General features: G+C 60.5%; 13 protein-coding genes, 1 tRNA gene and 1 riboswitch. Of the genes, 6 read left to right on the top strand and 8 right to left on the bottom strand.

Annotation, left to right across the window (positions count from 1 at the left end; genetic code table 11):
• Positions 1-4 precede the first annotated feature (4 nt).
• Together oppB and M3465_RS06260 are read right to left on the bottom strand one after the other, a co-directional pair.
• Complete coding sequence (oppB, locus tag M3465_RS06265) at positions 5-928, bottom strand: oligopeptide ABC transporter permease OppB (protein WP_249500886.1); 924 nt, start codon at positions 926-928, stop codon at positions 5-7.
• A 70-nt stretch (positions 929-998) separates the two neighbouring features.
• The gene (locus M3465_RS06260; RefSeq protein WP_249500885.1) at positions 999-2,615 is read right to left on the bottom strand and encodes a peptide ABC transporter substrate-binding protein; all 1,617 of its coding nucleotides are present in this window, start codon (positions 2,613-2,615) and stop codon (positions 999-1,001) included.
• A gap of 245 nt (positions 2,616-2,860) precedes the next feature.
• Between M3465_RS06260 and M3465_RS06255 the strand changes: the two genes are divergently transcribed.
• Positions 2,861-4,273, top strand: a complete 1,413-nt coding sequence (locus M3465_RS06255) for an aldehyde dehydrogenase family protein (RefSeq protein WP_249500884.1) — start codon at positions 2,861-2,863, stop codon at positions 4,271-4,273.
• On the opposite strand, the gene M3465_RS06250 is transcribed toward M3465_RS06255, so the two are convergent.
• The 3 genes from M3465_RS06250 to M3465_RS06240 form a co-directional block, all read right to left on the bottom strand.
• On the bottom strand, positions 4,270-5,382 hold the full coding sequence (locus M3465_RS06250) for an S-(hydroxymethyl)glutathione dehydrogenase/class III alcohol dehydrogenase (RefSeq protein WP_249500883.1): 1,113 nt from the start codon (positions 5,380-5,382) through the stop codon (positions 4,270-4,272). The genes M3465_RS06255 and M3465_RS06250 overlap by 4 nt on opposite strands.
• A 96-nt stretch (positions 5,383-5,478) precedes the next feature.
• Entirely contained in the window at positions 5,479-6,294 is an 816-nt protein-coding gene (locus tag M3465_RS06245) for an ABC transporter substrate-binding protein (RefSeq protein ID WP_249500882.1), read from the bottom strand.
• Between the two features lie 2 nt (positions 6,295-6,296).
• Entirely contained in the window at positions 6,297-8,129 is a 1,833-nt protein-coding gene (locus M3465_RS06240; RefSeq protein ID WP_249500881.1) for a TonB-dependent receptor plug domain-containing protein, read from the bottom strand.
• 134 nt (positions 8,130-8,263) lie between these two features.
• Positions 8,264-8,470: riboswitch (cobalamin riboswitch) on the bottom strand.
• A 226-nt stretch (positions 8,471-8,696) separates the two neighbouring features.
• Between M3465_RS06240 and M3465_RS06235 the strand changes: the two genes are divergently transcribed.
• The 5 genes from M3465_RS06235 (at position 8,697) to M3465_RS06215 (ending at position 16,345) form a co-directional block, all read left to right on the top strand.
• On the top strand, positions 8,697-9,668 hold the full coding sequence (locus M3465_RS06235) for a TAXI family TRAP transporter solute-binding subunit (RefSeq protein WP_249500880.1): 972 nt from the start codon (positions 8,697-8,699) through the stop codon (positions 9,666-9,668).
• Between the two features lie 115 nt (positions 9,669-9,783).
• Positions 9,784-12,402 carry a TRAP transporter permease gene (locus tag M3465_RS06230; RefSeq protein ID WP_249500879.1) on the top strand — a complete coding sequence of 873 codons (2,619 nt, stop codon included), beginning with the start codon at positions 9,784-9,786 and terminating at the stop codon, positions 12,400-12,402.
• Between the two features lie 10 nt (positions 12,403-12,412).
• The gene (locus M3465_RS06225; RefSeq protein ID WP_249500878.1) at positions 12,413-12,832 is read left to right on the top strand and encodes a universal stress protein; all 420 of its coding nucleotides are present in this window, start codon (positions 12,413-12,415) and stop codon (positions 12,830-12,832) included.
• A 181-nt stretch (positions 12,833-13,013) separates the two neighbouring features.
• A complete protein-coding gene (locus M3465_RS06220; protein WP_249500877.1) occupies positions 13,014-15,140 on the top strand; it encodes a DUF4214 domain-containing protein in 2,127 nt (708 codons plus the stop codon).
• Positions 15,141-15,319: 179 nt separating this feature from the next.
• Complete coding sequence (locus tag M3465_RS06215) at positions 15,320-16,345, top strand: Fe(3+) ABC transporter substrate-binding protein (RefSeq protein WP_249500876.1); 1,026 nt, start codon at positions 15,320-15,322, stop codon at positions 16,343-16,345.
• A gap of 31 nt (positions 16,346-16,376) precedes the next feature.
• Here the strand turns inward: M3465_RS06215 and M3465_RS06210 are convergent, their stop codons facing one another.
• The 3 genes from M3465_RS06210 to M3465_RS06205 all read right to left on the bottom strand — a co-directional run bounded on the left by M3465_RS06210 (position 16,377) and on the right by M3465_RS06205 (position 19,035).
• Positions 16,377-18,053, bottom strand: a complete 1,677-nt coding sequence (locus M3465_RS06210) for an ABC transporter permease (protein ID WP_249500875.1) — start codon at positions 18,051-18,053, stop codon at positions 16,377-16,379.
• A gap of 99 nt (positions 18,054-18,152) precedes the next feature.
• Positions 18,153-18,722, bottom strand: a complete 570-nt coding sequence (locus tag M3465_RS17185) for an MOSC domain-containing protein (RefSeq protein WP_502846106.1) — start codon at positions 18,720-18,722, stop codon at positions 18,153-18,155.
• 236 nt (positions 18,723-18,958) lie between these two features.
• A tRNA-Met gene (locus tag M3465_RS06205) sits at positions 18,959-19,035 on the bottom strand.
• Between the last annotated feature and the right edge of the window lie 6 nt (positions 19,036-19,041).

Below are 19,041 nucleotides of genomic sequence, written 5' to 3'. Positions count from 1 at the left end.
CTCCTCAATACCGGATCTTCGGGTCGATCCAGGCGTAGATCACATCGACCAGAAGGTTGAAGAGAACGGTCAGCGTGCCGATCAGGATGGTGATCCCCATGATCACCGAATAATCGCGCGACAGGGCCGAATTGACGAAGAACTGCCCGATCCCGCCGGTGGAGAAGAACACGTCGATCAGGACAGAGCCGGTGATCATTCCAACGAAGGCCGGCCCCAGATAGGAGATCACCGGCAGCATCGCGGGCTTGAGCGCGTGGCGCAGAATCACACGGCGCATCGGCAGCCCCTTGGCCCGCGCGGTGCGGATGAACCCGGCATTCAGCACTTCGAGCATGGAAGAGCGCGTGATCCGCGCGATGCTGGCCATATAGGAGGTCGACAGCGCGATCACCGGCAGGATCAGATATTCGATCTGCCCGCCACGCCAGCCGCCGCCCGGCAACCATCCGAGCCAGAGCGTGAAGATCAGAACGAGGATCGGCGCCATCACGAAATTGGGCAGAACCTGCGCGCCGATGCTGATGCCGACGGCAAGGTAATCGAGCCAGGAATTGTGGAACACCGCCGCCAGAACCCCAAGGGTGCCGCCAACCGCGACGGCCACGACGAAGGACCAGAAGCCATAGGTCAGCGTGACGGGAAAGCCCTGCGCGATCAGATCGTTGACCGTGCGGTCCTTGAACTTGAAGCTCGGACCGAAATCGAAATTCACCACAACGTCGTAGATGTAGATGCCCATACGCTGAATCAGCGGCTTGTCGAGCCCGTATTTCGCTTCGAGATTAGCCAGAACCGCAGGCGGCACGCCGCGTTCAGTGGCAAAGGGGCTGCCCGGCGCGGCTTCCATCAAAAGGAAGGAGAATACGATCAAAAGCAGAATGGTCGGCACGGCAATGGCGAGCCGTTTGAGGATGAATGCGGTCAAGAGCGCCTCTCGAGCTGTGAAAACGCAAAGGGGCGGAAACCCGCCCCCCTGCCTGTCATTTCAAAGCGCGTCAGTTGGCGACGCGATAGAAATCCTTGACATACCAGTTGTTCTCGACGTTCTCCATCGGGAACCCCTTGATTGCCGGGTTCAGCAGGAATGTGTTCGCATAATGGTAAATCGGGATGATTCCCATATCCTCCGAAAGGATTTCTTCGGCTTTTTTGTAATTTGCCGCAGGGTCACCGGAGGTTTTGGACTCCGCGATCACCTTGTCGTATTCCTCGTTCGACCATTTGCCGTCGTTCTGTTCCTGGCCGGTGGTCAGGATATCGAGGAAGGTGGAGGCCTCGTTGTAGTCGCCGCACCATGCAACGCGGGCAATGTCGAAATTACCTTCGCGGCGCACGTCGAGATAGGTTGACCACTCCATGTTCGACAGCGTCACGTCGATGCCGAGCTTCTGCTTCCACATCTGGCTGACGACGGTGGCGATCTTCTTGTGGTTCTCGTCGGTGTTGTAGATCAGCTTGAGATCGAGCCCGTCCACACCGGCTTCGTCCATCAGTTCCTTGGCTTTCTCGTCCCGCTCGGCTTGCGTCCAGTTCGCATAATCGATCTCGGGCGGCTCGAACCCGGCGGTCGCGTTATGGGTGAAGTAATAGCCCGGTTGCTGGCCACCCTGAAGAATCTGATCGACGATGATATCGCGGTCCACCGCAAGGCTGAGCGCGCGGCGCACGCGGGGATCCTTGAGTTCGGGAGGCCCTTCGGGGCGCTGGTTCATCGCGTAATAATAGGAACACAGGCGGGGCACGGACTTCGCTTCCTCGGGGCGCTCTTCCTTCAGGCGCGGATAGGTGCCTGCGGGGAGCGGCTCCAGCATGTCGTATTCGCCGGATTCATAACGCGTCAGCGCCTGATTCACGTCATTGATGATAAGGCCGGTCACCTCGTCGATGATGACGTTCTCGGCGTCCCAATATTCGGGGTTCTTGACCAGTTTGAAATATTCGTTGAGCGCCAGTTCATCCAGCATGTAGGCGCCGTTGCCCACATAGTTCTCGGGGGAGGTCCAATCGCTGCCGTGCTCTTCGACCGTCGGCATGTGGATGGGCATCAGCGTCGCATAGGAAGTCATGGCCGGGAAATAGGGGACAGGCTTGGTCAACGTGACCTTGAGCGTGCGGTCGTCCACCGCCTCGACGCCAAGCTCACTCGGGTCCATCTCGCCGGCGACGATCTCGGCCGCGTTCTTCATCTGCGTCAGCTCGACATACCACGCGTAGGGCGAGGCTGTTGCCGGATCGGCGGCACGACGCCAAGCGTTGACGAAATCCTGCGCGGTAACGGGATCGCCGTTCGACCAACGCGCATCTTCGCGCAGGTTGAACGTGTAGACGGTGTTGTTCTCGCTGGCCTCGTAATCCGTGGCGACGCCGGGGCGCAGATTGCCTTGCGCGTCCTGCGTCATCAGACCTTCCATGATCTGGCGCAGAACATGGCTGCCGGCGGTTTCCTCGTTCAGCTGCGGATCGAGCGTCGGGAACTGGTCGAGCAGACGATAGGAAAAGGTCTGGTTCTCGGCGAGCGTGTCACCCTCAGCAACAGTGGCGGCGTGGGCTGGCGACAGGCCAAGAGCCAGAACGGCCGCTGTCGTCATGGATAGGATTGTCCGACGTTTCATATTCATTCTCCTCTGATGGATGGTTCTGCTTGCGCCTTAAGGGCGTCAAAATCGAAACCGGCTCCATTGTGTCAAACTCGTGCGGCTTTGCAAGCCGATGGTGAAAGTGACCCGAAGCAAACCCGCATCGCGCGACGCGCAGCGCGCTTTGGGTGCTTTGCCAAGATCGATCGCGCCTGCGCCGATTGGTAGCATCCCGACTAACCCTGTTGCGCGCGAGCGAAAGGCCCATAGGTTTCATCTTCATGAAAGAACCCGACGAGCCTTCCCCTCACGAGATTCGCAACCGTTTCGAGCGGCAGCGAGATCAGGCCGCAAAGCGCCGTGTCACGTTCGGTTATCGCGAACGCCGCCGCGCGCTGCGCGATCTGTCCGACGCGATCCGGCAGAACGAGGCGGCGATCATAGCGGCGCTCACAGAGGATTTCGGCAAGCCAGAGACCGAAACGATCCTGACCGAGATCCTGCCGCTCCAGCAGGAGATCCGGCATACGCTGAAGCACCTAAAACGCTGGATGCGGCCGTCATGGCGGTCGCCGTCCCTCGCGACTTTCGGAACGAGCGCCCAAGTGCGGCGGGAGCCGCGCGGCGTGTGCCTCATCATTGCGCCCTGGAACTACCCGCTGATCCTTGCGCTCGGTCCTCTCGTGTCCTGCCTTGCCGCCGGAAACAGCGCGATCGTCAAACCCTCCGAGATGACGCCAGCAACCTCGTCGCTCATCGCGCTTCTGATTTCGCAAACATTCCCGCCCGAACTCGTCACCGTTGTCGAAGGCGGCGTCGATGCCTCTACCGCGCTTCTGGAATTGCCGTTCGATCATATCTTCTTCACCGGCAGTCCCGAAGTCGGGCGGATCGTCATGCAGGCGGCGGGCAAGGTTCTGGCGTCCGTCACGCTGGAGCTTGGCGGGAAATCCCCGACGATCATCGGCCCGCATGCCGATCTCGACCGCGCGGCGGAATGGGTGACGTTCGGCAAATTCTCCAACGCTGGGCAAATCTGCATCGCGCCGGATCATCTTTTCGTTCATCGCGCGATCAAGGCAGAGTTCATCGCCAAGCTGCGGGCGCGGATTGCCGAAGCCTATGGCGAAGGACCGGCGAGCGCCAATCTGACGCGAATGGTGAACGCCAGACATGCGGACCGCGTGGCAGGGTTGATCGAGGATGCGACCGACAAAGGCGCGCGGATCCTTCGCGATGGCGGGCGCGACGGCAACCGCATCGGCCCAACGCTGATCGAGGCGGTCACGCCGGAAATGCGCGTCGATAACGAGGAAATCTTCGGTCCGGTCCTGCCGATCTTGGAATATGAGCATTTGTCCGATGTGATCGACCGCATCAACGCCAATCCGAAGCCTCTGGCACTTTACATCTTCGACACGGACAAGCGCCGGATCGAAAGGATCGTGCAAAGCACAAGCTCTGGCGGGGTCGGGATCAACCTGACGGTGATGCAATTCACCCATCCGCGTCTGCCCTTCGGTGGAGTGAACACCTCGGGCATCGGCGCGGCGCATGGGGAGTACGGATTCCGCGCGTTCAGCCATGAACGCGCGATCCTGCGCAATCGGTTCTCACCGCTTCCGATTCTCTTTCCGCCGTATGACGGGCGTAAGAAACGGCTTGTCGGTCTGATCCGGCGATTTCTGGGTTAGAACTCGACGACCGCGCGGATCGATTTGCCCTCGTGCATCAGCTCGAACCCGTGGTTGATCTCGTCCAGCGTCAGCTTGTGGGTGATCATCGGGTCGATCTCGATCTTGCCGTCCATATACCAGTCGACGATCTTGGGCACATCCGTGCGCCCCTTGGCCCCGCCGAAGGCGGTGCCGCGCCAGACGCGGCCGGTGACAAGTTGGAACGGCCGGGTGCTGATTTCCGCCCCGGCGGGCGCAACGCCGATGATGATGCTCTCGCCCCAGCCCTTGTGGGCGGCTTCCAAAGCAGTGCGCATTACGTCGACATTGCCGGTGGCGTCGAACGTGTAGTCCGCGCCGCCCTTGGTCAACTCGACCAGATGCGCAACCATGTCGCCATCGACCTTGGAGGGGTTGACGAAATCGGTCATGCCGAAATGCCGCCCCATCTCCGCCTTGTCATCATTCAGATCGACACCGACGATCTGGTCGGCACCCGCAAGCTTCAGCCCTTGAATGACATTGAGGCCGATACCACCGAGCCCGAACACGATGCAGCGGCTTCCGATTTCCACCTTGGCGGTGTTGATCACCGCGCCGATACCGGTGGTCACGCCGCAGCCGATATAGCAAATCTTGTCGAACGGCGCGTCCTTGCGCACCTTGGCGAGCGCGATTTCCGGAACGACGGTGTGGTTGGCGAAAGTCGAGCAGCCCATATAGTGATGGATCGGCGTGCCATCGAGCATCGAGAACCGCGTCGATCCGTCCGGCAAGAGCCCCTGCCCCTGCGTTTCGCGGACCTTCTGGCAAAGATTGGTTTTCGGGTTGAGGCAGTATTCGCATTCGCGACATTCGGGCGTGTAGAGCGGAATGACGTGATCGCCGACTTCCAGCGATGTGACCCCTTCGCCTACCTCGACGACGACGCCCGCGCCCTCATGACCCAGAATGGCGGGAAAGATGCCTTCGGGATCGTCGCCCGAGCGGGTGAATTCGTCGGTATGGCACAGGCCTGTCGCCTTGATCTCGACCAGAACCTCGCCCTTGCGCGGCCCTTCAAGGTTCACTTCCATGATTTCAAGCGGCTTTCCGGCTTCGAGCGCGACGGCGGCACGGGTTCTCATGGCAGACCTCGTTCGTTGTGGACAGGACAGGATCGTCGTTATCCGCGATTTGTATGAGCCGGGCCTGGCGCGGTCAAGCAACGCAGGCGCGGTCTCTCAGTCGCGCTCCTCCTTGACGCGAGCGACCATGCCTTCGACCTCCGCGACAGCATCGAAAAGCTGCGGCGCGGCACAGACCCAGTTGACCGAACTGTTCAGAACCGGGATGCCGTCAAGCACCGGATGTGCGGCCATGGCCTCGGATCGGGACGCACCGGCATAGGGCGCGGCTTGAACGAGGAAATCGGGCTTGTGCAACACGATCTGCTCCAGCGTCAGGCGGCTGTTGCCGGTCAGCCCAAGTTCGGCCGACAGATTGCGCGCCCCGCCCGCCGTCAGAATGTCGTGGCTGAGCGTGCCGGCGCCCAGCGCGTAGCCATTCGGAAAGAAGAACGCAGCCAGCGGTGCCTCCTCATCGGGTTCCGCAATCCGGCTGAGCCGCACCTCGAACGCCCGCGCCACGTCTTCCGCACGCTCGGTCTGCTGCAGCACCCGTCCCATCATGCGGATTTCATCCGGAACATCCTCAAGCGCCACGGTCAGCGGAAATGTCTCTACCGGAGTTCCCGTGTTTTCCAGCATGGCGATGAACGCGGGATCGTTGAATTCGCCGGCAACGACGATATCGGGCTCTTCAACGGCAATCGCTTCGGCGCGGGGGATGTTCTTGGGATATTTCACGGCCTCGCCGGCCATCACCGACATGCGCGGCGCGTCCGACAGCGCACTGAGGGAAACGATCTGTTCCGGATCGGCGAGCATCAGCACCAGTTGATCGGTGCAGACATTGACGGAGGCGACGCGCGGCAGATCCTTTGCGCTGGCCCAGCAGGGGGCCAGCGCGAGGATCGCGAGCGCCGCAAGATGCCGCATTCTCAGAACGCGGTTTCGATGCCGAAACGGATGGTCCGCTCGGGGGAATTGTACCCGCGCACCGTCTGGTAATCGACATCGGTGACGTTATCGATCGCGCCGTAGAGCGAGGCTTTCTCGGTCAAATCGTAGCGCGCGGACAGATCCCACAGAGTGTAATCGTCGAGGCGCGTCGGCGTTCCGAACCCGTCGAGCATATCGGCAACGCGGGTCATGTTGACGGCAAGCTGCAATTGATCGGTCACGTCCGCCTCAAGCGCCAGCGACAGGTCATGGCGTGGCACGCGGACGAGACGGTCACCGTCGTTCTCCGCATCGGTAAGCGTGTATGCCCCGAAGAGGCGGATACGGTCGGTCAGTTCGTAGCTTCCGCTCAACTCCAGCCCGCGTGTCGTGGATGTGCCGTCGGTCTGAACGTAGCAACCGAAGGGTTGCGAGGGCAGGCAATCGGACGTTGTGCCGAAACCGATGAGGTTGTCGATCTCCGCCCAGAACAGCGTGGCGCTGACCGTCCCGCGCGTGCCGTAGCTGTGATCGATGCCCAGATCGAGGCTGCGGCTTTCCTCCGGTTCCAGCCCGCCGGAATTGCCATAGGGGCCGAAGCGTTCGTAGAGCGACGGCGCCCGGTATCCCGTTCCGGCCGAGGCCCGCAATGTCGTGGCATCGCTAAGCCGGTAGGACAGCGCCGCCCGGCCGGAGAGTTGACCGTCGAAATCCGAGTAGTCGTCGTAGCGGAGCGTCAGGGACAACTCGACGGCGTCGTTCGGCGTGGATTTGACTTCGGCGAAGACGGCCGAGTTGGACGCATCGGCATCATCGCCATCGAGATCGGATCGCTCTTCGGTCCAGTCCGCACCGAAGGCAAGCGCAAGGTTCGGAGACAGATCGCCCCGCGCCAGATAGGACACCGTATCGCGTTCGCCGGTGAAGTCGCGGGTGAACCCGTCAGCATCGAACCGTTCCGTTTCGAAATAACTCAGGTTCAGTTCATGCGTCCATGCGCCGGTCTGGATCTCGCTGAAAAGCCGCAGCCCCCTGCGGGTCTCGTCGATCTCGCCGGACGAGTCCGTTTCGGAACGGTCGAATTCCGCCGTGCCGTCCGACCAGAGTCCCGCCAGCCCGACGCGGATCGCATCGCTTACGCGATAGGCGACGAAGAGGCTGGCGTTGTTCTGTTCGAACCCGTCATCTTCATCGTCGGTGACACGGGCCGAGAACCCTTCGGTTGCCACGCGGCCAAGGCTTAGCGCGAGTTCGGCGCGATCATCGAGATAACCGAGGCTGAGCGCGCCGGAGTGTGTGTCGTAGCTCCCAAGCTCAAGCTGCGCATGGCCGGACAGGCCATCGACAGCGGGTCGCCAGGTTTCGATCTCGATTACGCCGGCAATCGCATCGGAGCCGTAGACCGCCGATTGCGCGCCTTTCACCACCGCAATGCGATCCACGGCGCCGGTGGTCAGCGTGCCGAAATTGAACGAGGTTTGCACACTCGACGGATCGGTGACGTCGATCCCGTCGACCCGCGCCCCGATATAAGGCCCGCCGAGGCCGCGAATGCGCACCGTCGCGCTGCCGCCGAGCCCGCCATTGGAGCTGACAGCAACGCCCGGCACCGCCTCCAGCGCATCGGTAGCTGCGATGCCCTGCCTGGTGATCGTATCTTGTTCGATCACGTCGATCGTGGTGCCGGTGGTGTTCAGATCGGTGGGAAGCAGCCCGCCGAAGATGACGATTTCGTCGAGTTCGGTGATGGGGCCGCCGCTATCCTGCGCCGAAAGAAGCGACGGCGCGACAAGCGTGCTGCAAAGAAGAAGTTTGGCGGTAAGGCGTGGCATGACGCGTATCCTGGCCTGGGCCGGCGCCGTTGCGCCGGGAAGTGACGACATATCCGGGATACGGGGCTCGCATCCGCAGACGGTGATGGACACCACTGCGGACGTGCCGCCGCCCTGACGCGCCCCGCGTCCGGACTGGGTGTTGGCTTGCGGCAGGTCTCCTGACTTGCGGGTCATCGCTTTGCCGGCCTTCCCAGCCTTTCGGGCCAGTGGCAGTTTCGGCATCGCTCGCCGCTCACAGTTGCGGGGGCAGTCGCGGAATTTTCCGACATCGGAAACACCGCAGTTCCCTTTTCACCGAACGCCGCATGGGCGCCCGGACCGTAAGCACCGCCATCTGCACCAGCCTCTTGCGCTGCGTCAAGGGCCGTTTGCCCCCCGGCGCGGAGCAGATTTCCCGCACCCCCTCGGCCGCCGGGCTGGCCCATTCGGTGCGAATCACGTTTCATGTGGTTGGGAACGCGTAAAAATCTCCTGCCCCTCTGGAAATGGGCGGGGCGATGCGCAATCATCGGCAGCGTTTCATCCAAACCGGGATTGTGCCCGGAAAACACCTGGGAGAGAAAAATGACCTATCAGAAGTTCACAGCGGGTCTGGTCGCAGCGGCCTCCATCGCCTTTGGCGGCGCCGCCATCGCGCAGGATCAGCAGTTCATCTCGATCGGCACCGGCGGTGTCACCGGCGTCTATTATCCGACCGGCGGCGCGATCTGCCGCCTTGTCAATCGCGAGCGCAAGGATCATGGCATCCGTTGCGCCGTAGAATCCACGGGCGGTTCGGTCTACAACATCAACACGATCAAGGCCGGCGAGCTTGAATTCGGTGTGGCGCAATCCGATTGGCAGTACCACGCCTATAACGGCACCTCGACCTTCGCCGACAACCCGTTCCCGGAAATCCGCGCGATGTTCTCGGTCCATCCCGAACCGTTCACGCTTCTGGTGCGCGCCGATAGCGGCATCGAGTCCTTCGAGGATCTCAAGGGCAAACGGGTGAATGTCGGCAATCCCGGCTCCGGTCAGCGTGCGACGATGGAAGTCGTGATGGACGCGTTCGGCATCGGCATGGACGATTTCGCACTGGCGACGGAATACAAGGGCTCCGAAATGGCCAAACAGATCTGCGACGACAATATCGATGCGATGATCTACACCGTCGGCCACCCCGCCGCCGCCATTCAGGAAGCGACGACGACCTGCGATGTTCGCCTGGTCGATGTTGTCGGTGAGCCGATCGACAAGCTGGTCGAGGAGAACCCCTATTACCGCGTCGCCACGATTCCGGGCGGCATGTATAACGGCAATTTCGAGGATACCACGACCTTCGGCGTCGGCGCGACCTTCGTGACGCGGGCGGATGTACCCGATGAGGTGGCCTACACGGTCGCCAAGGCGGTCATGTCCAACCTCGACGATTTCCGCGGCCTGCACCCGGCTTTCGCCAATCTGAAGGCCGAAGAGATGGTCAATGACGGCCTCTCCGCTCCGCTGCATGAAGGTGCCAAGCGGGCATACGAAGAGCTTGGTCTGTTGGAATAACACCCCTTTGCCTGCAATTTGACATTCAGCGCCGGCGCGTCCTTGGGATGCGCCGGCGTTTTGCCGTATAAGATAAGAACAAGACGCCAATTGTGCGGATCAGGGGGGACGGAAGATGACAGAGACCAAAACCGCCGAGGACATGGTTGCGGAAGCCGATACCGGTGCGCGCAATGCCGGGATCTTCGCCGACACGCTGATCTTCGGGCTTTGTATCGCCTGGTCGCTGTTCCAACTTTATATCGCGTCTAAACTGCCGGGCGTGCTGGCGCAGGCGACCGGCATCGGGCTTTTCGCCAATATCGTCGCGCAAGCGCGCTTCGTTCACCTCGCCTTCGCGCTCGCTCTTGCGACGCTGGCATTTCCGATCTTCGGGCATCGCAACCGGATTCCGATCTATGACTGGGCGTTCGTGGTCCTCGGTGTGTCGGCCTGCCTTTATCTCATCGTCTTTCGCTTCGATATCGCCGCGCGGCCCGGCCTCTGGAGCACGACAGACATCGTGATGTCCGCCATCGGCATGACCGTCCTGATGATCGCGGTCTATCGTTCGCTCGGCCTGCCTCTGGTCATCATCGCGTCGCTGTTCCTCGCGCTTGCCTTCTTCGGCGGCTATTCGAGTTGGATCGGCAGCATCACCAATTACGGCGGTTCGTCCTTCTCCAAGGCGATGGGCCACTACTGGATGCAGACCGAAGGCGTGTTCGGCGTTGCGCTCGGCGTTTCGACCTCGATGATTTTTCTCTTCGTGCTGTTCGGCGCGCTGCTGGAAAAAGCCGGTGGTGGCAACTGGTTCATCCAGGTCGCCATTGCCTTGCTTGGCACGCTGCGCGGGGGGCCGGCCAAGGCCGCCGTTCTGTCTTCCATGATGACGGGGATGATCTCGGGCTCATCCATCGCGAACACGGTGACGACCGGCACCTTCACGATCCCGCTAATGCGGCGGATCGGATTTTCGTCCGAAAAGGCCGGCGCGGTGGAAGTCGCTTCCTCGACCAATGGACAGCTGACGCCGCCCGTCATGGGGGCGGCGGCGTTCCTGATGGTCGAATATGTCAACATTCCCTATATCGATGTGGTCAAACACGCCTTTCTCCCGGCGGTCATTTCCTACATCGCGCTGCTTTACATCGTGCATCTGGAAAGCCTGAAGCTGGGTCTGAAGGGGCTCGAGAAGCCCGGTCGTCACATCGGCATCGCGTTGATCCTCATTCTGTTCCTGTCGGGCTTTCTGGGGCTCGCCGCGATCACCTATCTGGTGGTCCTGCTTCGCGCCGCGCTGGAGCCGCTGATGCCGGGCGCCACGATCTATCCGGCGCTCGTGCTGCTTGGCGTGGCCTATATCGCGCTGGTCTATCTCGCTTCGAAATTTCCCGATCTCAAGGTCGACAAATCCGAGGAAAAGGCCGTTTCGGCCCCGCGGCTGACGCCGACCTTCCTCGGCGGTGCCTATTTCGCGCTGCCAATCTTCGTTCTCGTCTGGAACCTCATGGTGCGCACCGAGCATCTGGATCGGCTCTCGCCGGCTCTGTCGGCCTTCTGGGCGACCATCGCGATGATCATCGTTGCGCTTACCCACCGTCCGCTCAAGGCGCTGTTCCGGGGCGAATCCGAGTTGGCCAATCGAGCCGTCGCAGGCGTGCAGGATTTCATCCTCGGTCTCGAAGCAGGTGCGCGCAACATGATCGGCATCGGCGTCGCCACCGGCGCGGCAGGGATCATCGTGGGGACCATCTCGCTCACCGGGGCGCATCAGATCATCGGGCAGGTGATCGAGGTGATTTCCGGCGGGAACCTCATCATCCTTTTGCTCCTCGTGGCCGTTCTGTCACTGATCCTCGGCATGGGGCTTCCAACTACCGCGAATTACATCGTCGTTTCGTCACTCATGGCACCCGTCATTGTCTCCGTCGGCGCGCAAGCGGGTCTGATCGTGCCGCTGATCGCGGTGCATATGTTCGTGTTCTATTTCGGCATCCTTGCCGACGATACGCCGCCCGTCGGCCTCGCCGCCTATGCTGCGGCAGCGATCTCGCGGGGCGATCCGATCAAAACCGGCGTGCAGGGCTTCACCTATGACATCCGCACGGCGCTTCTGCCCTTCATGTTCATCTTCAACACCGATCTTCTGCTGATCGATGTCGGACCGCTGAAGGCTGTTTTCGTCTTCTTCATTTCGCTCATCGCGATGCTGACATTCGCGGCCGTCACCCAGGGCTATTTCATCGCCAAGACCCGTAAATGGGAAGCGGTCGTGATGATGCTCGTGGTGTTCATGCTGTTCCGCCCCGGCTTTTTTCTCGACCAGGTGCAAGAGAGATATGCCGACTACACGGGCCCGGCGGCATTGACCGCAATCGGGGAGCTTCCTGTCGGACAGGAAGCCCGGATCACGGTATCCGCTCCCGATTTCGACACCGGGATCGTCGGAACCAAGACCATCCAGATCACTCCTGAGGCCGAAGGCTCCGGCATCGAACGGCTTCAGGCGGTCGGGCTTGGCGTAATCGAGGATGGCGACATGCTGCTGCTAGAGGAGCCGTTCCCCGGAACGCCCTTCTTCGAGACGCTGGCGAACGAGTATGATTTCTACGGCGACAAGCCCGCGCAGATCGAGATGGTTCAGATCGAGAATGACAGGCTGCCGAAAGAGATTTTCTTCATCCCGGCCCTGCTGCTGCTTCTGATGGTCGTCGCGCTGCAACGCCGCCGGATGACCCAACCCCCATTCTAAGGAGAGCTCCATGTTCGACATAATACTGGTCCCGGTGGATGTTTCCCTGCCGGGGGAAACCGAGAAACTGCTGAATCACGCAAAGCTTTTTGCAGAGAAATGGGGCAGCGAGGTGCATGTCGTGTCGGTCATTCCAAATGTCGGCATGCCGATCGTCGGCTCCTATCTCGATGAGGGGTTCGAGAGAACGGCCCTTGTCGAGACCGAAGCCGAGCTGAAACGTCAGATCGATGCGGCGGGCGTTACGGGGCAGGCGCATGTGCTCAAGGGAACCGTCTATGACCGGGTCATCGCCCTGGCCAATTCGCTCGATGTCGATCTGATCCTGATCGGGGCGCATCAGCCTCAGTTGAAGGATTATCTGCTCGGCTCGAACGCCGCGCGGCTGGTACGTCATTCGGCAAAATCGGTGCTCGTTCTGCGCGACTGACCCGTTCCGAAGCCCGACATAACGCTAAAATTGTTCCAATTCGGCGGGTTTCTCGCCGCAATTGGATCACGATAGCGCCAAACTCCTCGTTTACGCCTTCCCAACCAGATGGGTGCAACCGTCGCCGGAATTTCGGGCAAATGCCCGATTTCGGAAACGAGAGCAAAAGGGAAATGACGGCGTGACGTTCACGATCAAATTCGATTATCGCTTCGACAGTTCCGGGTTCTTCGACAGCCCGGACCGCCGCGCCGCGCTCGAAATGGCCGCCGCGCAGTGGGAAACGGTCATCGATGACGAATTCGACGATCTTCCCGCCGGCACACAATTCGAGATTCGCAATCCGACGACGGACAGGATTGAAACCGTCACCCTGTCACAAGCCGTCGACGATCTGATCGTCTTTGTCGGTGCACGGAACCTGGCTGGCGCAACGCTGGCCTTGGCCGGCCCCGATGGCACGGATGCTGCTGGCGACGTTTATGATGCCCGCATCAGCGATGATTTCCGCGGCACCGGCGCCGTCACCGATTTCGAACCCTGGGCTGGCACCATTACCTTCGACACCAGCGCAGACTGGTCTTTCAGCCTTGGTAATCCGGGACGGTACGAGAGCGATTTCGTATCGGTTGCGGTTCATGAGATCGGCCATATCCTCGGCGTGGGAACCTCCGGCGCGTTCGATCAATGGCTGTCAGGCAGCAGCTTCACCGGCCCGAATGCACGCGCCGAGAATGATGGCAGACCGATCCCGACAACGTCCGATGGCGGACACGTCCGCAATGGCTTCGCCGATGATGCGGTATCGCTCGATCCGTCCCTGACAGACGGCACGCGCGTTCTGGTCAGCGATGTGGACAAGGCGATCCTGGCGGATATCGGATACGAGATCACGGGATTTTCGAAGCAAGGAACGACGCCTCCCATCGTGACCGATCGCGGTGAATTGGTCTTCGGTCGCGATGTGAACGATACGATCAACGGCTTGGTCGGTGACGATACACTTCAGGGGGACGGCGGCGACGATCGGCTCCTCGGCGGGGCGGGAAACGACATCCTGTTCGGCCAGTCCGGGAACGACATTCTTATCGGCGGCAATGGCGACGATTACCTTGCAGGCGGCTCCGGCAACGACATTCTGCGCGGCGGCGCCGGGAATGACACCCTGTTCGGCGAAAGCGGACAGGACGTCTTCGAGATCGCGAAAAACGATGACAGGATCACCATATCCGACTTCGACGTCGCGACCGAAACCATCCGCCTGATTGACAGCGGTTTCGACACGACGGCCGCTGCCGCGGCATCCGTCACCAAAGCCGCCGAAAACGTCTCCCGCGTGACGTTGAGCGACGGCACCACCGTGGACGTTTTCCACGATTTCCAAAGCGGATCTCCGCTTACAGCCACGAATTTCGAGTTGATAGAGGGCAAGCACAGCGGCACATCGGGCAACGACTCGTTGGTTGTTTCCGAGGATGTCGAGCGGATTGAAGGTGGTGACGGCGTGGATACCGCTGTTTTCGGCGGCGATCAGTCGGACTTCACGATTTCCTTCAGCGCAAACGGTGTAACCGTCGCCAACCGTGCGGACGGGGGCGAGGTCGTTCTCGATTCGGTAGAACTGATCGATTTCAGCACCGAAATTCCGGCGCTGGATGGTGCGATGGCGCTGGACGAGTTCGGCGGCCATACCGGCCTTGATTCCGAAGCGCTGGAATTCTTCATCGAGATGTATATCGCCTATTTCAACCGCGCACCCGATGCGCTTGGGCTCGCCTATTGGGGCACGCAATACGCAGATGGCATGAGTCTTGAGGAGATCGCGGATTACTTCGCCGACCAGGAGGAAACGATCGAGGTCTATCCGGAAGGCACCAACAACATCAAGTTCACTTACGATGTGTATCAGAACGTGTTGGGTCGCTCGCCGGATTCCGAAGGCCTGCAATTCTGGACCAAGGCGCTGGACGACGGTCATGTCACCCGCGGCGAATTCATCCTCGAAGTGCTGCGCGGCGTCGATGCCGAAGCTCCGGCAGGCGCGTCTCAGGCTTTCCTCGACCGGCAAGCGGCGGACAAGCTCTATCTGGAGCAGAAAACCGATCTCGGAGCATTCTTCTCTGTTCATAAGGGCATGTCCAACGTCGACAATGCGACGCAAGCGCTTGCCCTGTTCGACGGCAGCGCACAGAGCCTGTCCGATGCGGTCGAGGCGATCGAGATCATGCACAGCGCGGCAATGGATGCCGTAAATGGCGAATTCCTGATGCCGCTGGTCGGTGTGCTCGACGATCCGTTCGCGGTCTGACCCGCGTCAGCAATCGATGATTCGTCGAAGAATGGCCCGCCAAGTCAACTTGGCGGGCCATTTTCTTGACCTCATTTCACCGCGCCCCAAGTCCGAGTGTTTCTGTCGGAATGTCTTGAACCTGTGGCGGATTCGTGTAACTGACCTTTTCGATAAGGTTTAACAGCACGGAGACCCCCATGCCCTTTTTCACTAAAACTTCACTCCTCGCGCTCGCGGCGACAACAGCGCTCGGCACCGTCGCTTTTGCAGACGGAGAAGTAAACCTCTACTCCTCGCGCCACTACGACACCGATGAGCGGCTGTATTCCGATTTCACCGAAGCGACCGGCATCACCGTCAATCGCATCGAGGGCAAGGGCGATGAACTTATCGCTCGTATGGAAGCCGAGGGCGCGAATTCCCCCGCCGATATTCTTTTGACGGTCGACACATCGCGGCTCGAACGTGCGAAGGAAGCCGGTGTTCTGCAGCCTGTTGAAAGCGATGTTCTGGCGGCACGCATTCCCGAATCCCTCAAGGACAAGGACAACGAGTGGTTCGGGTTCAGCCAGCGCGCGCGGATCATCTTCTACGACAAGACCGATGTGGAGAATCCGCCGCTCGATTACCTGTCGCTGGCCGATCCGCAATACAAGGGCATGGTTTGCCACCGCTCTTCGACCAATGTTTACGCGCAGACCTTGCTGAGCTCGATCATCGAGAACCATGGCGAGGAAAAGGCGCGCGAATGGGCGCAGGGCATGGTCGACAACTTCGCGCGCGAGCCCCAGGGGGGCGATACCGACCAGCTTCGCGGCTTGGTTTCCGGCGAATGTGATATTTCCATCGCCAACACCTACTATTTCGCCCGTTCGATCCGGAAAGATGTCGACGGTCTGCCAGCCGACGCACGCGAGAATATCGGTTGGGTCTTCCCCGCGCAGAACGCCGAAGGGGCGCATATGAACCTCTCGGGCGGCGGTGTCGCGGCCAATGCCCCGAACAAGGAAAACGCCGTCAAGTTTCTCGAATACCTCGCTTCCGATCAGGCACAGAAATACTTTTCCGGCGGGAATGACGAATACCCGGCAGTTCCCGGCGTGGGTCTGTCGGACTCGGTTGCGCAGCTTGGCCTGTTCCGCCCCGACGATGTCGACCTGTCCGACGTGGCAAAGAACGTGCCGACGGCACAGAAAATCTTCAACGAGGTTGGCTGGAAATAAGCCGATCCGGAATGAAACCGTAAAAGGGCGCTCAGGCGCCCTTTTTCACGTCTTGCTCCGTTCGGATCCTCAGGCACAGCAAAATCACCGGCAAGATTCCGATGGCCACGATGACGAGGCTCGGAACCGCCGCTCCCGACAATCGTTCGTCCGATGCCAGACGATGCGCCTGCACGGCGAGCGTGTCGAAATTGAAGGGCCGCATGATCAGCGTCGCTGGCAGTTCCTTCATCACATCGACGAAAACGATGAGCAAGGCGGTGAACAGGCTGGGCCTCAATAACGGAAAATGAATTCTGCGGAGCAATCCCCATTCGTTCTGCCCCAGCACACGCGCGGCAGCGTCCATGTTCGGATTGATAACCGAAACGCCGCCCTCATAGGCACCGATAGCCGCAGCCAGAAAGCGGATCATATAGGCGCAGACAAGCAGCCAGATCGATCCGGTGAAAAGCAGCCCGGTCGAGATTCCGAAGGTCGTGCGCATATAGGCATCGAGTGCGTTGTCGAAAAGCGCGAACGGCACCAGAAGGCCAACCGCAATCACGCCGCCCGGAACCGCATAGCCCAGCCGACCGATATATAGGATGATCGTGGCAAACCACGATTTCCGCGTCCGCGCGAGGCTGCCGAAAAGAACCGCAACCGAAACAGTGACCAGCGCCGCCACGACGCCCAATGTAATCGAATTCTGAACGAATTTGAGATATCGCGGACTGAACAGGCTTTGTTCCGAACCCATTGCCATCTCGGCCAGCATGACGACGGGCCAGACTCCGCCCAGAAAGGCCGGCAGGAAACATGCGAGGAACGCAAGTGCGGATTTCCCCTTGGTCAGCCGAACCCTCGGCATCCGCTCGAACTTGCGCCCAAAAGCATAGCGCGCCTCACCGCGATTGATCCGCTCGACAATCGCGAGAAGCAGCGCGAAGGCCAGAAGCCCTAGCGACAATTGCGCGGCAGCGGCGCGATCGGCGAAGGTGAACCAGCTCGAATAAATACCGACCGCGAACGTCTGAACACCGAAATAGGAAACCGTTCCGAAATCCGCGATGGTTTCCATACCGACGAGCATGGCGCCGGAAGCGATGGCAGGACGGGCCAAAGGGAGGGAAATTCTCCAGAATGCCCCAATCCTCGATTGCCCCAGGGATCGGGCGGCATAGAACGTGGTCGCGCTCTGCGCGGAAAACGCAGCGCGGGCCAGAAGATACACATATGGATAGAGAACGAGCGTCAACATCGCCGCCGCTCCGCCAAGGGATCGGATTTCCGGAAACCAGTAATCGCGAGGCCCCCAGCCCATTACCGAGCGCAGCGTGGTCTGCACGATACCCGGATGATCGAGCACATGCGTGTAGGCATAGGCAAGCACATAAGCCGGAAAGGCGAGCGGCAGGACAAGCGCAATCTCCAGAACGCGCCTGCCGAAAAACTCCGTCGTTGTCACGAGCCAGGCTGCAACGGTACCGATCAGGGTGCTGAACAGCACAACAAGGAAAAGCAAGCCAACCGTTGCGCGCGTATATCGTCCCAGCACCGTCTCCGCCAGGGATTGCAGTGTTTCGGTCGAGCCCAGGAACGCCGCGATCAGGACGCTGACATGCGGCAGGACGCAAATCGCGGCCGCGATCGCCGCGACAAGCCAAAGAAAGCCTGCTCCGACGATACCTTTTCGCCGGGTCGTTGATTGTGCGAAATCCGCCATGCTCTGCAAACCCCTGCCGGGTCGCGATCCTGCCCGGTCGAATAGATCACTCGTCCGGGCTCAATAGCACCTCGGCAGAGAAGGTGAAATACAATCCGGTTATGTGCCGGGTGTCTCAATACGGCGCCGCCAATCCTCGACTTCACCCCGCGCGAGCCGGTTTTCGGCCATGATCCGCCATCGCTCCGGCAATCCTTGTAGTGCGGCGAAATCAGTCAAGGCCGCCCGGTTCAACGTATCGTCGTATAGCAAGGTCCAGACGCGATCCAGCGGCCACCCCGGGGCAGGTCGCGCAATAGGCTTGGCAACATCGCCGGGCGCTATGCGGCCTTCCTGTAGCACACGGAAGTACCAACCCGTACGCCCGGAGCGCTGAACCAGCCGCGCCATATCCTGGCGGCCGAACCTCAGATTGAGCCTCCAGCACGGCTGACGGGACTGACTGACTTCGACGATGGCCTCACCAAGACGAAACCGATCGAAAAGACAGATTTCCGCTTCGCTGACATCGGAGACGACCAAATTCTCGCCGAATGCCCCCGGACGGAACCGCTGTGCATCCCCGCTAAGATCGCGCGCCCACGCATCGTAATGCTTTACCGAATAAGCATGAAGCGCCTTGTCAGGACCGCCGTGATGGCGTCTATCGCCTTGGGCGTCCCCGGCCATTCCAGTGAACCGCGCCAGTGTCGGTGCTTCGACAGACATCTTGTCGATTCCCGAACAAATACCGTTCGGACCAAGCGGTGCGACCTGCCCGATACGCAGTTCCAATACGACAAATGGTTTCATGACAACATTGGTATCATAAACCGAAGGCTGAGATAGCACTTCTATGGCCCCAGTTGTCGGCGGCGAAATCAACCGAACCGATGGGGCAGAATGGTAGTAAGAAAAGGGTGATTTGGTTGCGGGGGTAGGATTTGAACCTACGACCTTCAGGTTATGAGCCTGACGAGCTACCGGGCTGCTCCACCCCGCGATAATT

It is taken from the genome of Marivita sp. GX14005 (assembly GCF_023370775.1).
Taxonomy (GTDB): Bacteria; Pseudomonadota; Alphaproteobacteria; order Rhodobacterales; family Rhodobacteraceae; genus Marivita.
The sequence above is the reverse complement of the archived record's forward strand: the minus strand, read 5'-3'. Positions and strand labels throughout refer to the sequence as shown.

Excerpts from the sequence above, each read along its gene's own strand:
- M3465_RS06260 (WP_249500885.1), bottom strand. The coding sequence starts at position 2,615 with ATGAAACGTCGGACAATCCTATCCATGACGACAGCGGCCGTTCTGGCT.
- M3465_RS06255 (WP_249500884.1), top strand. The coding sequence starts at position 2,861 with ATGAAAGAACCCGACGAGCCTTCCCCTCACGAGATTCGCAACCGTTTC.
- M3465_RS06250 (WP_249500883.1), bottom strand. The coding sequence starts at position 5,382 with ATGAGAACCCGTGCCGCCGTCGCGCTCGAAGCCGGAAAGCCGCTTGAA.
- M3465_RS06245 (WP_249500882.1), bottom strand. The coding sequence starts at position 6,294 with ATGCGGCATCTTGCGGCGCTCGCGATCCTCGCGCTGGCCCCCTGCTGG.
- M3465_RS06240 (WP_249500881.1), bottom strand. The coding sequence starts at position 8,129 with ATGCCACGCCTTACCGCCAAACTTCTTCTTTGCAGCACGCTTGTCGCG.
- M3465_RS06235 (WP_249500880.1), top strand. The coding sequence starts at position 8,697 with ATGACCTATCAGAAGTTCACAGCGGGTCTGGTCGCAGCGGCCTCCATC.
- M3465_RS06230 (WP_249500879.1), top strand. The coding sequence starts at position 9,784 with ATGACAGAGACCAAAACCGCCGAGGACATGGTTGCGGAAGCCGATACC.
- M3465_RS06225 (WP_249500878.1), top strand. The coding sequence starts at position 12,413 with ATGTTCGACATAATACTGGTCCCGGTGGATGTTTCCCTGCCGGGGGAA.
- M3465_RS06215 (WP_249500876.1), top strand. The coding sequence starts at position 15,320 with ATGCCCTTTTTCACTAAAACTTCACTCCTCGCGCTCGCGGCGACAACA.
- M3465_RS06210 (WP_249500875.1), bottom strand. The coding sequence starts at position 18,053 with ATGGCGGATTTCGCACAATCAACGACCCGGCGAAAAGGTATCGTCGGA.
- M3465_RS17185 (WP_502846106.1), bottom strand. The coding sequence starts at position 18,722 with ATGGCCGGGGACGCCCAAGGCGATAGACGCCATCACGGCGGTCCTGAC.